Annotated in this window: 13 protein-coding genes; all 13 read right to left on the bottom strand. The window is 69.4% G+C overall.

The features are described 5' to 3' along the window. Positions 1 to 28: 28 nt before the first annotated feature. From nuoN to ABZ887_RS04285, 13 genes are read right to left on the bottom strand one after another with little or no spacing between them, the layout of a single operon-like run. Positions 29 to 1,678, bottom strand: coding sequence for an NADH-quinone oxidoreductase subunit NuoN (gene nuoN / locus ABZ887_RS04345; RefSeq protein ID WP_361282786.1), 1,650 nt, complete (start codon positions 1,676 to 1,678; stop codon positions 29 to 31). Continuing rightward, positions 1,675 to 3,246 carry an NADH-quinone oxidoreductase subunit M gene (locus ABZ887_RS04340; protein ID WP_361282784.1) on the bottom strand — a complete coding sequence of 524 codons (1,572 nt, stop codon included), beginning with the start codon at positions 3,244 to 3,246 and terminating at the stop codon, positions 1,675 to 1,677. The genes nuoN and ABZ887_RS04340 overlap by 4 nt, the downstream gene beginning before the upstream one ends. A gap of 5 nt (positions 3,247 to 3,251) precedes the next feature. Then, positions 3,252 to 5,147, bottom strand: a complete 1,896-nt coding sequence (gene nuoL / locus ABZ887_RS04335; protein WP_361282782.1) for an NADH-quinone oxidoreductase subunit L — start codon at positions 5,145 to 5,147, stop codon at positions 3,252 to 3,254. Between the two features lie 14 nt (positions 5,148 to 5,161). Beyond that, the gene (nuoK, locus tag ABZ887_RS04330; protein ID WP_046726439.1) at positions 5,162 to 5,461 is read right to left on the bottom strand and encodes an NADH-quinone oxidoreductase subunit NuoK; all 300 of its coding nucleotides are present in this window, start codon (positions 5,459 to 5,461) and stop codon (positions 5,162 to 5,164) included. Then, the gene (locus ABZ887_RS04325) at positions 5,458 to 6,300 is read right to left on the bottom strand and encodes an NADH-quinone oxidoreductase subunit J (RefSeq protein ID WP_361282780.1); all 843 of its coding nucleotides are present in this window, start codon (positions 6,298 to 6,300) and stop codon (positions 5,458 to 5,460) included. The genes nuoK and ABZ887_RS04325 overlap by 4 nt, the downstream gene beginning before the upstream one ends. Further along, a complete protein-coding gene (gene nuoI, locus ABZ887_RS04320; RefSeq protein WP_361282778.1) occupies positions 6,297 to 6,905 on the bottom strand; it encodes an NADH-quinone oxidoreductase subunit NuoI in 609 nt (202 codons plus the stop codon). Before nuoI ends, ABZ887_RS04325 begins: the two co-directional genes overlap by 4 nt. Next, positions 6,898 to 8,262 (bottom strand): NADH-quinone oxidoreductase subunit NuoH, encoded by a 1,365-nt coding sequence (gene nuoH / locus ABZ887_RS04315; RefSeq protein ID WP_361282776.1) that lies wholly within the window; start codon positions 8,260 to 8,262, stop codon positions 6,898 to 6,900. The genes nuoI and nuoH overlap by 8 nt, the downstream gene beginning before the upstream one ends. Then, positions 8,259 to 10,763 (bottom strand): NADH-quinone oxidoreductase subunit G, encoded by a 2,505-nt coding sequence (locus tag ABZ887_RS04310; RefSeq protein ID WP_361282774.1) that lies wholly within the window; start codon positions 10,761 to 10,763, stop codon positions 8,259 to 8,261. Before ABZ887_RS04310 ends, nuoH begins: the two co-directional genes overlap by 4 nt. After that, the gene (gene nuoF / locus ABZ887_RS04305) at positions 10,760 to 12,109 is read right to left on the bottom strand and encodes an NADH-quinone oxidoreductase subunit NuoF (RefSeq protein ID WP_361282772.1); all 1,350 of its coding nucleotides are present in this window, start codon (positions 12,107 to 12,109) and stop codon (positions 10,760 to 10,762) included. The genes ABZ887_RS04310 and nuoF overlap by 4 nt, the downstream gene beginning before the upstream one ends. Beyond that, positions 12,106 to 12,870 carry an NADH-quinone oxidoreductase subunit NuoE gene (nuoE, locus tag ABZ887_RS04300; RefSeq protein ID WP_361282770.1) on the bottom strand — a complete coding sequence of 255 codons (765 nt, stop codon included), beginning with the start codon at positions 12,868 to 12,870 and terminating at the stop codon, positions 12,106 to 12,108. The genes nuoF and nuoE overlap by 4 nt, the downstream gene beginning before the upstream one ends. Continuing rightward, positions 12,867 to 14,189: an NADH-quinone oxidoreductase subunit D gene (locus ABZ887_RS04295; protein ID WP_361282768.1), complete on the bottom strand. Its 1,323-nt coding sequence runs from the start codon at positions 14,187 to 14,189 to the stop codon at positions 12,867 to 12,869. Before ABZ887_RS04295 ends, nuoE begins: the two co-directional genes overlap by 4 nt. After that, complete coding sequence (locus ABZ887_RS04290) at positions 14,186 to 14,929, bottom strand: NADH-quinone oxidoreductase subunit C (protein ID WP_361282766.1); 744 nt, start codon at positions 14,927 to 14,929, stop codon at positions 14,186 to 14,188. Before ABZ887_RS04290 ends, ABZ887_RS04295 begins: the two co-directional genes overlap by 4 nt. After that, positions 14,926 to 15,480, bottom strand: a complete 555-nt coding sequence (locus ABZ887_RS04285) for an NADH-quinone oxidoreductase subunit B (protein WP_053654534.1) — start codon at positions 15,478 to 15,480, stop codon at positions 14,926 to 14,928. Before ABZ887_RS04285 ends, ABZ887_RS04290 begins: the two co-directional genes overlap by 4 nt. Between the last annotated feature and the right edge of the window lie 6 nt (positions 15,481 to 15,486).

Genomic DNA, 15,486 nt, shown 5'->3' with positions numbered 1-15,486 from the left:
GGGGTCCGTGGCCGTACGGGACGACGGGTCAGCGCACGAAGACTCCCGCCTGGCTGGCCAGGTTCAGGAAGTACTGCGGTGCCACGCCGAGCACCAGGGTGACCGCCACGCCGACGCCGATCGCCGCCATGGTGAACGGTGACGGCACGGCGACCGTCGGGCCCTCGGGCTTCGGCTCGCTGAAGAACATCAGCACGATCACGCGGATGTAGAAGAACGCGGCGATCGCGGACGAGATCACACCGATCACGACCAGCGGGACCGCGCCGCCCTCGGCCGCCGCCTTGAAGACGGCGAACTTCCCGGCGAAGCCGGAGGTCAGCGGGATACCGGCGAAGGCCAGCAGGAACACGGCGAAGACGGCCGCGACCAGGGGTGAGCGGCGGCCGAGCCCCGCCCACTTGGACAGGTGGGTCGCCTCGCCGCCCGCGTCGCGCACCAGGGTGACCACGGCGAACGCTCCGATGGTCACGAAGGAGTACGCGGCCAGGTAGAAGAGGACCGACGACACGCCGTCCTTCGACGTCGCGATGACACCGGCGAGGATGAATCCGGCGTGCGCGATCGACGAGTAGGCGAGGAGCCGCTTGATGTCGGTCTGGGTGATCGCGACGATCGCGCCGCCCAGCATGGTGATGATCGCGACGCCCCACATGACCGGCCGCCAGTCCCAGCGCATGCCCGGCAGGACCACGTACAGCAGGCGCAGCAGCGCGCCGAACGCGGCGACCTTGGTGGCGGCCGCCATGAAGCCGGTGACCGGGGTGGGCGCGCCCTGGTAGACGTCGGGCGTCCACATGTGGAAGGGGACGGCGCCGACCTTGAAGAGCAGGCCCATGACGACCATCGCGGCGCCGATCAGGAGCAGCGCGTCGTTGCCCATGGTGTCGGCGAGGGCCGGGTCGACGCTGGTGACGGTGCCGTCGACGACCTGGGCGATGGTGGCGTACGACACCGAGCCGGCGTAGCCGTAGAGCAGGGCGATGCCGAACAGGGTGAACGCCGAGGCGAAGGCGCCGAGCAGGAAGTACTTGACGGCGGCTTCCTGCGACATGAGGCGCTTGCGGCGGGCCAGCGCGCACAGCAGGTAGAGCGGGAGGGAGAAGACCTCCAGGGCAACGAAGAGCGTCAGCAGGTCGTTGGCCGAGGGGAACACCAGCATGCCGGCGACGGCGAAGAGCAGGAGCGGGAAGACCTCGGTGGTGGTGAAGCCGGCCTTCACCGCGGCCTTTTCGCTGTCGCTGCCGGGCACGGAGGCGGCCTGGGCGGCGAAGGAGTCGACGCGGTTGCCGTGGGTCTCGGGGTCGAGGCGGCGTTCGGCGAAGGTGAACAGGCCGACGAGGCCGGCCAGCAGGATGGTTCCCTGGAGGAACAGGGAGGGTCCGTCGACGGCGATGGCGCCCATGGCGGCGATGTGCGCCTTGGTGGTGCCGTATCCGTCGGCGGCCAGGGCCACGACCGCTGCGAAGGCGGCGCACAGGGCCACGGCGGAGACGAACACCTGGGCGTAGTAGCGGGACTTGCGGGGGACGAACGCCTCGACCAGCACCCCGACGACCGCCGCGCCGACGACGATCAGGGTGGGCGACAGCTGCCCGTATTCGATCTTCGGTGCCGGGATCTTGGAGATCGGTTCGGCTGCTGTTGTCCACAGGCTGTGGACGGCTGCTGCGCTCACTTGGCCGCCTCCACTGCGGGCTTGGGGTCGGTCTTCTGTACGTCCGACATGGTCTGTTTGACCGCCGGGTTGACGATGTCCGTGAGGGGCTTCGGATAGACGCCCAGGAAGATCAGCAGGACGATCAGCGGGGTGACCACGAGGAGTTCGCGTGGCCTGAGGTCGGGCATCGAGGAGACCGCCGGTTTCACCGGGCCCGTCATCGTCCGCTGGTAGAGGACGAGGGTGTAGAGCGCGGCGAGGACGATGCCGAAGGTGGCGATGATCCCGATCGCCGGGTAGCGCGTGAACGTGCCGACCAGGACCAGGAACTCGCTCACGAAGGGCGCGAGTCCGGGCAGGGACAGGGTGGCCAGGCCGCCGATCAGGAAGGTGCCGGCGAGGACCGGGGCGACCTTCTGCACGCCACCGTAGTCGGCGATGAGCCGGGAGCCGCGCCGGGAGATCAGGAAGCCGGCGACCAGCATCAGCGCGGCCGTCGAGATGCCGTGGTTGACCATGTAGAGGGTGGCGCCGGACTGGCCCTGGCTGGTCATCGCGAAGATGCCCATGATGATGAACCCGAAGTGCGAGATGGACGCGTAGGCGACCAGCCGCTTGATGTCGCGCTGTCCGACGGCGAGCAGGGCGCCGTAGATGATGCTGATCAGCGCGAGGACCAGGATGGTGGGCGTCGCCCACTTCGACGCCTCCGGGAAGAGCTGGAGGCAGAAGCGGAGCATCGCGAACGTGCCCACCTTGTCGACGACCGCGGTGATGAGGACGGCGACCGGGGCGGTGGACTCCTGCATGGCGTTGGGCAGCCAGGTGTGCAGCGGCCACAGCGGTGCCTTCACCGCGAAGGCGAAGAAGAAGCCGAGGAACAGCCAGCGTTCGGTGCTGGTCGCCATGTGCAGCGTGCCGTTCGCGCGGGCCTGCGCGATCTCGGCGAGGGAGAAGTTCCCTGCGACCGTGTAGAGGCCGATCACCGCGGCCAGCATGATCAGGCCGCCGACCAGGTTGTAGAGGAGGAACTTCACGGCGGCGTACGACCGTTGCGTGGACGCCGCTTCCTCGCCCTGCGCGTGGGCGCGGTCCCCGAAGCCGCCGATGAGGAAGTACATCGGGATGAGCATGGCTTCGAAGAAGATGTAGAAGAGGAAGACGTCGGTGGCCTCGAACGAGATGACCACCATCGCCTCGACGGCCAGGATCAGGGCGAAGAAGCCCTGGGTGGGCCGCCACCGCTTGCTGCCGGTCTCCAGCGGGTCGGCGTCGTGCCAGCCGGCCAGGATGATGAACGGCATCAGCAGGGCGGTCAACGCGATCAGGACGACCGCGATGCCGTCGACGCCCAGTTCGTAGCGGACCCCGAAGTCCGCGATCCAGGCGTGGGATTCGGTGAGCTGGTAGCGGGCGCCGCCGGGGTCGAAGCGGACCATGACGACGATCGCCAGGACGAGCGTGGCGAGCGAGACCAGCAGCGCGAGCCATTTGGCGGCGGTGCGCCGGGCGGCCGGTACGGCTGCCGTGGCGACCGCGCCGACGGCCGGGAGGACCGCCGTCGCTGTCAGCAGAGGAAAGGACATCGGTATCAGACCGCCCTCATCAGCAGGGTCGCGGCGACCAGGAGGGCAGCGCCGCCGAACATCGAGACCGCGTACGAGCGCGCGTAGCCGTTCTGGAGCTTGCGCAGCCGTCCGGAGAGTCCGCCGAAGCCCGCCGCCGTGCCGTTGACGACGCCGTCGACCAGGGTGTGGTCGACGTACACCAGGGAGCGGGTGAGGTGTTCGCCGCCGCGGACCAGGACGACGTGGTTGAAGTCGTCCTGGAGGAGGTCGCGGCGGGCCGCGCGGGTGAGCAGCGAACCGCGCGGGGCGACGGCGGGGACCGGACGGCGGCCGTACTGGAGGTAGGCGATGCCGACGCCGATGATCAGGCAGACCATGGTGGCGCCGGTGACGACGCCGGCGCTGATCGGGGAGTCGCCCTCGCTGTGGCCGGTGATCGGCTCCAGCCAGTGCAGGAAGCGGTCGCCGATGCTGAAGAAGCCGCCGGCGAAGACCGAGCCGACCGCCAGGACGACCATCGGGATGGTCATGACCTTCGGGGACTCGTGCGGGTGCGGCTCGTGGCCGTGCTCGTCGGGCTGCCAGCGCTTCTCGCCGAAGAACGTCATCAGCATCACGCGCGTCATGTAGAAGGCGGTGATGGCCGCGCCGACCAGGGCGCAGGTGCCGAGGATCCAGCCCTCGGTGCCGCCCTTGGCGAACGCCGCCTCGATGATCTTGTCCTTGGAGAAGAAGCCGGACAGGCCCGGGAAGCCGATGATCGCGAGGTAGCCGAGGCCGAAGGTGATGAAGGTGACCGGCATGTACTTACGCAGGCCGCCGTACCTGCGCATGTCGACCTCGTCGTTCATGCCGTGCATGACCGAACCGGCGCCGAGGAACAGTCCGGCCTTGAAGAAGCCGTGCGTCACCAGGTGCATGATCGCGAAGACGTAGCCGATCGGGCCGAGGCCGGCGGCGAGCACCATGTAGCCGATCTGCGACATGGTCGAGCCGGCGAGGGCCTTCTTGATGTCGTCCTTCGCGCAACCGACGATCGCACCGAAGAGGAGGGTGACGGCGCCGACGACGGTGACGACGAGCTGTGCGTCCGGGGCCGCGTTGAAGATCGCTCCGGAGCGGACGATGAGGTACACGCCCGCGGTCACCATGGTCGCCGCGTGGATGAGGGCCGAGACCGGGGTCGGGCCCTCCATGGCGTCCCCGAGCCAGGACTGCAGCGGGACCTGGGCGGACTTGCCGCAGGCGGCGAGCAGCAGCATCAGGCCGATCGCGGTGAGCCTGCCCTCGGAGGCGTCCGTGGCGTGGCTGAGGACCGGGCCGAAGGCGAACGTGCCGAACGTCGTGAACATCAGCATGATCGCGATCGACAGGCCCATGTCGCCGACCCGGTTGACGAGGAAGGCCTTCTTGGCCGCCGTCGCCGCACTGGGCTTGTGCTGCCAGAAGCCGATCAGCAGGTACGAGGCGAGGCCGACGCCCTCCCAGCCGACGTACAGCAGCAGGTAGTTGTCGGCGAGGACGAGCAGCAGCATCGCCGCGAGGAACAGGTTGAGATAGCCGAAGAAGCGGCGGCGGCGCTCGTCGTGCTCCATGTACCCGACCGAGTACAGGTGGATGAGCGAGCCGACGCCGGTGATCAGCAGGACGAACGTCATCGACAGCTGGTCGAGGCGGAAGGTGACGTCCGCCTGGAAACCGGCCACCGGGACCCAGGTGAACAGGTGCTGCATCAGGGTGCGGTCGTCGGTGCTCCGGCCGAGCAGGTCGGCGAAGAGGATGACGCCGAACACGAAGGACGTCGTCGAGAGGATCGTGCCGATCCAGTGTCCTACGGCGTCCAGGCGTCGGCCGCCGACGAGCAGGACGGCCGCTCCGAGCAGGGGCGCCGCGATCAGCAGCGCAATCAGGTTCTCCACGATTCAGCGACCCCTTACAGCTTCATCAGGCTGGCGTCGTCGACCGAGGCCGAGTGGCGGGTACGGAACAGCGACACGATGATCGCGAGCCCGACCACGACCTCCGCGGCGGCGACGACCATCGTGAAGAAGGCGATGATCTGGCCGTCGAGATTGCCGTGCATCCGGGAGAAGACGACGAACGCGAGGTTGCAGGCATTCAGCATCAGCTCGATGCACATGAAGACGACGATCGCGTTCCGTCTGATCAGCACACCGGTGGCGCCGATCGTGAACAACAGGGCGGCGAGGTAGAGGTAGTAGACGGGGTTCACTTCGACGCCTCCTCGCTGCGCTTGAAGTGCGTGGGCTCGACCGGGGTCCGCTCCAGCCGCTCCTCGGAGCGCTGTTCCAGGGCCCGCAGGTCGCCCAGCGCCTGCGCGGACACGTCACGCATCTGGCCGCGGTCGCGGAGCGTCTTGCTGACGGTGAGCTCGGACGGGGTGCCGTCGGGGAGCAGGCCGGCGATGTCCACGGCGTTGTGCCGGGCGTAGACGCCGGGGGCGGGCAGCGGCGGCAGGTGCTTGCCTTCGCGGACGCGCTGCTCGGACTGCTCGCGCTGGGTCCTGGCCCGCTCGGTGCGCTCCCGGTGGGTGAGCACCATGGCGCCGACGGCGGCCGTGATCAGCAGGGCGCCGGTGATTTCGAAGGCGAAGACGTACTTGGTGAAGATGAGGGCGGCGAGGCCCTCCACGTTGCCGTTGGCGTTGGCCTGGCCGGTGCCCTCGAAGTTCTTCAGGGAGGCGTTGGCGATGCCCGCGAAGAGCAGGACACCGAAGCCGACCCCGCAGAGAAGGGCCAGCCAGCGCTGGCCCTTGATGGTCTCCTGCAGGGAGTCGGCGGCGGTCACGCCGACCAGCATCACCACGAAGAGGAACAGCATCATGATCGCGCCGGTGTAGACGACGATCTGCACGATGCCGAGGAAGTAGGCGCCGTTGGCGAGGTAGAACACCGCCAGGACGATCATGGTTCCGGCGAGCGACAGCGCGCTGTGCACGGCCTTCTTCATGAAGACGGTGGACAGGGCGCCGATCACCGCGACGGTGCCGAGGACCCAGAACTGGAAGGCCTCGCCGGTGGAGGTGGCGTAGGCGGCGAGTTGCGGGCTCATGCGTCCACCTCCCGCTCCTGCTCCTCGGGCTTCTCACCCTTGGAGACGGCGACCTGCTGCACGGTCCCCGGGGCGGCCTCGGTCACCAGGCCCCGGTAGTAGTCCTGTTCGTCGGTCCCCGGGAAGATCGAGTGCGGGGTGTCGACCATGCCCTCTTCGAGACCGGCGAGCAGCTGCTCCTTGGTGTAGATGAGGTTGGCACGGCTGCTGTCGGCCAATTCGAACTCGTTGGTCATCGTCAGCGCGCGCGTGGGGCACGCCTCGATGCACAGGCCGCACAGGATGCAGCGGGCGTAGTTGATCTGGTAGACGCGGCCGTAGCGCTCGCCCGGCGAGTAGCGCTCCTCGTCGGTGTTGTCGGCGCCCTCCACGTAGATGGCGTCGGCGGGGCAGGCCCAGGCGCACAGCTCGCAGCCGACGCACTTCTCCAGGCCGTCCGGATGGCGGTTGAGCTGGTGCCGTCCGTGGAACCGCGGGGCCGTGGTCTTCTTCTGCTCCGGGTACTGCTCGGTCAGCCGCTTCTTGAACATGGCCTTGAAGGTCACGCCGAAGCCGGCCACGGGGTTCTGGAAACCGGGCTTGGTCTCCTTGGGCTCCTCAGCCATCGGACGCCTCCTTTCCATCCGAAGGTCCGTCACTGACAGTGTCGGGTCCGCCACTGACAATCAGCTCCCGCTCCCGGCGGGGGCTGCGCCGGGGCACCGGCGGCAGCTCCTGTCCGGGTAGCGGCGGTACGGGGAAGCCGCCCGCCATCGGGTCGAACGCGGCCGGCTCGGCGGCCGGCTGCACGGCTTCCCTGTCCTTGTCGCGGAAGATGTCGACGACGAAGGACAGGAGCAGCAGGGCGAGGACTCCGCCGCCGACGTAGAGCGCGATGTCGGCGAAGTCGTAGTTCTGGTTGCGCAGGGTCCGGACGGTCGCGACCAGCATCAGCCAGACGACGGAGACCGGGATGAGGACCTTCCAGCCGAGCTTCATCAGCTGGTCGTAGCGCACGCGCGGGAGCGTGCCGCGCACCCAGACGAAGCCGAACAGCAGCAGCACGACCTTGGCGACGAACCAGAGCATCGGCCACCAGCCGTGGTTGGCGCCCGCCCAGACCGTGCTGATCGGCCACGGGGCCCGCCAGCCACCGAGGAACAGGGTGGTCGACACGGCCGAGACGGTCACCATGTTGACGTACTCGGCGAGCATGAACATCGCGAACTTGATCGACGAGTACTCGGTGTTGAAGCCACCGACCAGGTCGCCCTCGGACTCGGGCATGTCGAAGGGGGCCCGGTTGGTCTCGCCGATCATGGTGACGACGTAGATGATGAACGAGACCGGCAGCAGCAGGATGTACCAGCGGCCCTGCTGCTGGTCGACGATCGTGGACGTCGACATCGACCCGGAGTACAGGAACACGGAGGCGAACGCGGCGCCCATGGCGATCTCGTAGGAGATCATCTGGGCGCAGGAGCGCAGGCCGCCGAGGAGCGGGTAGGTGGAGCCGGAGCTCCAGCCGGCGAGCACGATGCCGTAGATGCCGACGGAGGCGACCGCGAGGATGTAGAGCATCGCGATCGGCAGGTCGGTGAGCTGCATCGTGGTGCGGTGGCCGAAGATGGAGATCTCGTTGTCGGCCGGGCCGAACGGGATGACCGCGATGGCCATGAACGCCGGGATCGCCGCGACGATCGGCGCGAGGATGTAGACGACCTTGTCGGCGCGTTTGACGACGACGTCTTCCTTGAGCATCAGCTTGATGCCGTCGGCGAGCGACTGGAGCATGCCCCAGGGGCCGTGCCGGTTGGGGCCGATGCGCAGCTGCATCCAGGCGACGACCTTGCGCTCCATGACGATGGAGATCAGCACGGTCACCATCAGGAAGGCGAAGCAGAAGACCGCCTTGATGACGACCAGCCACCACGGGTCGCGGCCGAACATGGAGAGGTCTTCAGCGGCGAAGTACGGGCTCATGCCTCCACCTCCTTGGGGGCCTCGCCGGCGGTGGCCGCCGGGCCGATGCGGACGAGGGAGCCGGGCAGTGCCCCGGTGTCGGAGGCGACGCCGCCGCCGACCGAGTTCAGCGGGAGCCAGACCACACGGTCGGGCATCTCGGTGATCCGGACCGGGAGTTCGACGGTGCCGGAGCCTCCGGTGACGGCGATGAGGCCGCCGTTCTCGACGCCCGCCTCGGCGGCGGTCGCCGCGGACACGCGCGCGTAAGCGGCGTGCCGGGTGCCGGCCAATGCCTCGTCGCCCTCCTGGAGGACGCCCTGGTCGAGGAGGAGCCGGTGCCCGGCGAGCACGGCCTCCCCGGCGGCGGGCCTGGGCAGCGAGGCCGCCGTCTCCAGCGGGTCGGAGGCCTTGGTTCCGTCCCAGGCGCCGAGCCGGTCCAGCTCTGCCCGCGCGGTGCGCAGGTCGGGCAGGCCCAGGTGGACGTCCATGGCGTCGGCGAGCATCTGCAGCACGCGCGCGTCGGTGGGCGGCAGCGGCCGGGTCATCTGCTCGGGCTTGAGGGCGGCCTCGAAGAGACGCGCCCGGCCTTCCCAGTCGAGGAAGGTGCCGGCCTTCTCGGCGACCGCGGCGACCGGCAGGACGACGTCGGCGTGCTCGGTGACCTCGCTGGGCCGCAGCTCCAGCGAGACCAGGAAGCCGACGGCTTCGAGTGCCGCACGCGCGCGTGCCGGGTCGGGCAGGTCGGCGACCTCGACGCCGGCGACCAGCAGGGCGGAGAGTTCGCCGCGGGCGGCGGCCTCGACGATCTGGCCGGTGTCGCGGCCGTAGCGGAGCGGGAGTTCGGAGAGGCCCCAGGCGGCGGCGACCTCCTCACGCGCGCGTGGGTCGGTGGCCGGACGGCCGCCCGGCAGCAGCGAGGGCAGCGCACCGGCCTCGACCGCGCCGCGCTCGCCGGCCCGGCGCGGGATCCACACCAGCTGGGCGCCGGTGGCGGTGGCGGCCCGTACGGCGGCGGTGAGTCCGCCGGCGACCGATGCCAGCCGCTCTCCTACGACGATCACCGCGCCGTCGGTGCGCAGCGCCTCGGCGGCCCGGGAGCCGGGCTCCTCCAGGCCGACGCCGCTCGCGAGGGCGTCCAGCCACTCGGTCTCGGTGCCGGGAGCGGCCGGCAGCAGGGTGCCGCCCGCCTTCTCCAGCCCGCGCGTGGGGTAGGTGGCGAGGGAGAACACCCGCTGCTTGTGCTTGCGCCAGGCCTTGCGCAGCCGCAGGAAGACGCCGGGTGCCTCCTCCTCCGACTCGAACCCGACGAGCAGGACGGCGGGCGCCTTCTCCAGGGAGGTGTAGGTGACGCCCGTACCGTCGAGGTCGCGGCCGCGTCCGGCGACCCGGGCGGCGAGGAAGTCGGCCTCCTCGCCGCTGTGCACGCGGGCGCGGAAGTCGATGTCGTTGGTGTCGAGGGCCACGCGCGCGAACTTGCTGTATGCGTAGGCGTCCTCGACGGTGAGCCGTCCGCCGGTGAGGACACCGGCCCGGGAGCGGGCGGCGGCCAGGCCCTGCGCGGCCGCGTCGAGGGCCTCCGGCCAGGAGGCGGGTTCGAGGACGCCCAGGGAGTTGCGGACCAGCGGGGTCTCCAGGCGGTCCTTCTGCTGCGTGTACCGGAACCCGAAGCGTCCCTTGTCGCAGATCCACTCCTCGTTGACCTCGGGGTCGTTGGCGGCGAGCCGCCGCATGACCTTGCCGCGCCGGTGGTCGGTGCGGGTGGCGCAGCCGCCGGAGCAGTGCTCGCACACCGACGGCGAGGAGATCAGGTCGAAGGGCCGGGAGCGGAAGCGATACGCCGCCGAGGTCAGCGCGCCCACCGGGCAGATCTGGATGGTGTTCCCGGAGAAGTACGACTCGAACGGGTCGCCCTCGCCGGTGCCGACCTGCTGGAGTGCGCCGCGCTCCAGGAGCTCGATCATCGGGTCGCCGGCGACCTGGTTGGAGAACCGGGTGCAGCGCGCGCACAGCACGCACCGCTCGCGGTCGAGAAGCACCTGGGTGGAGATCGGGACCGGCTTCTCGTAGGTGCGCTTGCGGCCCTCGAAGCGGGACTCGGCGTTGCCGTGCGACATCGCCTGGTTCTGCAGCGGGCACTCGCCGCCCTTGTCGCAGACCGGGCAGTCCAGCGGGTGGTTGATGAGCAGCAGCTCCATCACGCCGTGCTGGGCCTTCTCGGCCACGGGCGAGGTGAGGTGAGTCTTCACCACCATCCCGTCCGTACAGGTGATCGTGCAGGAGGCCATGGGCTTGCGCTGGCCCTCGACCTCGACGATGCACTGGCGGCAGGCGCCGACCGGGTCCAGCAGGGGGTGGTCGCAGAAGCGCGGGATCTCGATGCCGAGCTGCTCGGCGGCGCGGATGACCAGGGTGCCCTTGGGCACGCTGATCTCGACGCCGTCGATCGTCAGCGTGACGAGGTCCTCCGGCGGGACCGCCGCCGTTCCCCCCGAGGAGGGGGAACTCGTGGTCACGGTCATGCGTTCACCTCCGGGCGGTCCGCCCAGGCCGTCGACTTGGCCGGGTCGAAGGGGCAGCCCCGGCCCGTGATGTGCTGTTCGTACTCCTCGCGGAAGTACTTCAGTGAGGAGAAGATCGGGGACGCCGCGCCGTCGCCGAGGGCGCAGAAGGACTTGCCGTTGATGTTGTCGGCGATGTCGTTCAGCTTGTCGAGGTCGGACATCACGCCCTTGCCGGCCTCGATGTCGCGGAGCAGCTGCACCAGCCAGTAGGTGCCTTCGCGGCAGGGGGTGCACTTGCCGCAGGACTCGTGGGCGTAGAACTCGGTCCAGCGGGTGACGGCGCGGACCACGCAGGTGGTCTCGTCGAAGCACTGGAGTGCTTTCGTGCCGAGCATGGAACCGGCGGCGCCCACTCCTTCGTAGTCCAGGGGGACGTCGAGGTGCTCGTCGGTGAACATCGGCGTCGAGGAGCCGCCCGGGGTCCAGAACTTCAGGCGGTGGCCGGGCCGGATCCCGCCGCTCATGTCGAGGAGCTGGCGCAGGGTGATGCCGAGCGGTGCCTCGTACTGGCCGGGGCTCGCCACATGGCCGCTGAGGGAGTACAGCGTGAAGCCGGGCGACTTCTCGCTCCCCATCGACCTGAACCATTCCTTGCCCTTGTGGAGGATGGCGGGAACCGAGGCGATGGACTCGACGTTGTTCACAACAGTCGGGCAGGCGTAGAGCCCTTCGACAGCCGGGAAGGGGGGACGGAGCCGCGGTTGACCGCGGCGGCCTTCGAGCGAGTCGAGCAGCGCGGTCTCCTCACCGCAGATGTACGCGCCGGCGCCGGCGTGCACGGTGAGGGTGAGGTCGAGTCCGCTGCCGAGGATGTTCTCGCCGAGGAAGCCGGCCGCGTAGGCCTCGCGCACGGCCTCGTGCAGCCGCCGCAGGACGGGGACGACCTCACCACGCAGATAGATGAAGGCATGCGACGACCGGATGGCGTAGCACGCGATCACGATGCCCTCGATGAGGCTGTGCGGGTTGGCGAAGAGGAGCGGGATGTCCTTGCAGGTCCCGGGTTCCGATTCGTCGGCGTTGACAACAAGATAGTGCGGTTTGCCGTCTCCCTGCGGGATGAACTGCCACTTCATCCCGGTGGGGAACCCCGCGCCGCCGCGGCCGCGCAGTCCGGACTCCTTGACGTAGGCGATCAGGTCGTCGGGCGACATGGCGAGCGCCTTGCGGAGCCCCTCGTAGCCGTCGTGCCTGCGGTAGACGTCCAGGCTCCAGGACCGGTCCTCGTCCCAGAAGGCCGACAGCACGGGTGCCAGCAGCTTCTCGGGACTGGTGTCCTTCAGGTCGGGTGCCACCGTCATCACTCCCCCTCCTCTGCGGACGGTGCTTCCTGGGATCCCTGGGCACGCGGATGGACCACGCGTGCGGTCTCGCCCTTGGCCAGGCGCAGGCCCACCAGTGAGGCGGGTCCGGCGCTGCCGCCCTCCTCGACGGCACCGGGCCGTTCGTCGGGGAAGCCGGCCAGGATCCGCGCGGTCTCCTTGAAGGTGCAGAGCCGGGCGCCGCGGGTGGGCTCGACGTCCCGGCCCGCGCGGAGGTCGTCGACCAGGCGTTTGGCGCTGGCCGGGGTCTGGTTGTCGAAGAACTCCCAGTTGACCATCACGACCGGGGCGAAGTCGCAGGCCGCGTTGCACTCGATGTGCTCCAGGGTGACCTTGCCGTCGCCGGTGGTCTCGCCGTTGCCGACGCCCAGGTGCTCCTGCAGGGTCTCGAAGATCGCGTCGCCGCCCATGACCGCGCACAGGGTGTTGGTGCAGACGCCCACCTGGTAGTCGCCGGAGGGCCGGCGCCGGTACATGGTGTAGAAGGTGGCGACGGCGGTGACCTCGGCGGTGGTCAGCTCCAGGACGTCCGCGCAGAACTGCATCCCGGTGCGTGTGACATGGCCCTCCTCCGCCTGCACGAGGTGCAGCAGCGGCAGCAGGGCGGACCGGGAGTCGGGGTAGCGGGCGATGATCTCGCGCGCGTCCGCCTCCAGGCGGGCCCGGACGTCGTCCGGGTAGGCGGGCGCGGGCAGCTCGGGCATGCCCAGGCTGATACCGCGCTCCGAGGAAGAGGTGGTCACCGGTCGACGCCTCCCATCACGGGGTCGATGGACGCGACGGCGACGATGACGTCGGCGACCTGGCCGCCCTCGCACATCGCCGCCATGGCCTGCAGGTTGGTGAAGGACGGGTCGCGGAAGTGGACCCGGTAGGGACGGGTGCCGCCGTCGGACACGGCGTGCACACCGAGTTCGCCCTTGGGCGACTCGACGGCCGCGTAGGCCTGCCCCGGCGGGACCCGGAAACCCTCGGTGACCAGCTTGAAGTGGTGGATCAGGGCCTCCATGGAGGTGCCCATGATCTTCTTGATGTGGTCGAGGGAGTTGCCGAGTCCGTCCGGCCCGAGGGCGAGCTGGGCGGGCCAGGCGATCTTCTTGTCGGCGACCATGACCGGTCCGGGCTGGAGCCGGTCCAGGCACTGTTCGACGATCCCGAGCGACTGGCGCATCTCCTCCAGGCGGACCAGGAAGCGGCCGTAGGCGTCGCAGGTGTCGGCGGTCGGGATCTCGAAGTCGTACGTCTCGTAGTCGCAGTACGGCTGTGCCTTGCGCAGGTCGTGCGGCAGGCCGGCGGAGCGCAGGATCGGGCCGGTGGCGCCGAGGGCCATGCAGCCCGCCAGGTCGAGGTAGCCGATGTCCTGCATGCGGGCCTTGAAGATGGGGTTCCCGGTGGCGAGCTTGTCGTACTCCGGGAGGTTCTTGCGCATCTTCTTCACGAACTCGCGGATCTGGTCGACCGCGCCGGGCGGCAGGTCCTGGGCGAGGCCGCCGGGGCGGATGTACGCGTGGTTCATCCGCAGGCCGGTGATGAGCTCGTAGAGATCGAGAATCATTTCACGATCGCGGAAGCCGTAGATCATGATCGTGGTGGCGCCGAGCTCCATGCCGCCGGTGGCGATGCACACCAGGTGGGAGGAGAGCCGGTTGAGCTCCATCAGGAGCACCCGGACGATCTTGGCGCGCTCGGTGATCTGGTCCTCGATGCCGAGGAGCTTCTCGACGGCGAGGCAGTAGGCGGTCTCGTTGAAGAAGGACGTCAGGTAGTCCATGCGCGTCACGAACGTGGTGCCCTGCGTCCACGTGCGGAACTCGAGGTTCTTCTCGATGCCGGTGTGGAGGTAGCCGATGCCGCAGCGGGCCTCGGTGACGGTCTCGCCGTCGATCTCCAGGATGAGGCGGAGCACTCCATGGGTGGACGGGTGCTGGGGCCCCATGTTGACGACGATGCGTTCGTCGTCGGCGCGGGCCGCGGACTGGACGATCTCGTCCCAGTCGCCGCCGGTGACCGTGTACACGGTGCCCTCGGTGGTCTCCCGCGGAGTTGCGTGCTGCGTGCTCATGAGTACGACCTCCGCTGGTCCGGAGCCGGGATCTGGGCGCCCTTGTACTCGACGGGGATGCCGCCGAGGGGGTAGTCCTTGCGCTGCGGATGGCCCTGCCAGTCGTCCGGCATCATGATCCGCGTCAGGGCCGGGTGACCGTCGAAGACGATCCCGAAGAAGTCGTAGGTCTCGCGCTCGTGCCAGTCGTTGGTCGGATAGACCGGGACCAGGGACGGGATGTGCGGGTCGGCGTCCGGGGCGCTGACCTCCAGGCGGATCAGCCGGTTGTGGGTGATCGAGCGCAGGTGGTAGACGGCGTGCAGCTCGCGGCCCTTGTCGTGCAGGTAGTGGACGCCGCTGACGCCGGTGCACAGCTCGAAGCGCAGGGCAGGGTCGTCGCGCAGGGTGCGGGCGACGCGCGGCAGGTGCTCGCGTTCGATGTGGAAGGTGAGCTCGCCGCGGTCGACGACCGTCTTCTCGATGGCGTTGCCCGGGAGGAGTCCCTGCTCCTCCAGTGCGCCCTCCAGCTCGTCGGCGACCTCGTCGAACCAGCCGCCGTAGGGGCGGGTCGCCGGTCCCGGGAGCCGGACCGAGCGGACCAGGCCGCCGTAGCCGGAGGTGTCGCCGCCGTTGTTGGCGCCGAACATGCCGCGCTGGACGCGGATCTCCTCGCCGCCCTGGCCGCGCTGGCCCGGGAGGTTGTCGGCGGCCAGGTCCTTCTCGGGGTTGACCCCGTTGTGGCCGTTCGCGTCGCTCACCGCAGCAGCCCCTTCATCTCGATCGTGGGCAGGGCCTTGAGCGCCGCCTCCTCCGCCTCCCGGGCCGCTTCCTTCGCGTTGACGCCCAGCTTGGAGGTCTGGATCTTCTGGTGGAGCTTGAGGATCGCGTCCATCAGCATCTCGGGGCGCGGCGGGCAGCCGGGCAGGTAGATGTCGACGGGGACGATGTGGTCGACGCCCTGGACGATCGCGTAGTTGTTGAACATGCCGCCCGAGGACGCACAGACGCCCATGGAGATCACCCACTTGGGGTTGGGCATCTGGTCGTAGACCTGCCTGAGCACCGGCGCCATCTTCTGGCTGACCCGGCCGGCGACGATCATGAGGTCGGCCTGGCGGGGTGAGCCGCGGAAGACCTCCATGCCGAAGCGGGCCAGGTCGTAGCGGCCGGCGCCGGTGGTCATCATCTCGATGGCGCAGCAGGCGAGGCCGAAGGTGGCGGGGAAGACGGACGCCTTGCGCACCCAGCCCGCGGCCTGCTCGACGGTGGTCAGCAGGAATCCGCTCGGCAGCTTTTCTTCGAGTCCCATGTCCAA

It is taken from the genome of Streptomyces sp. NPDC047061 (genome assembly GCF_040643955.1).
GTDB lineage: Bacteria > Actinomycetota > Actinomycetes > Streptomycetales > Streptomycetaceae > Streptomyces.
Note: the sequence above shows the minus strand (reverse complement) of the source record. Positions and strands in the feature narration are given on the sequence as shown.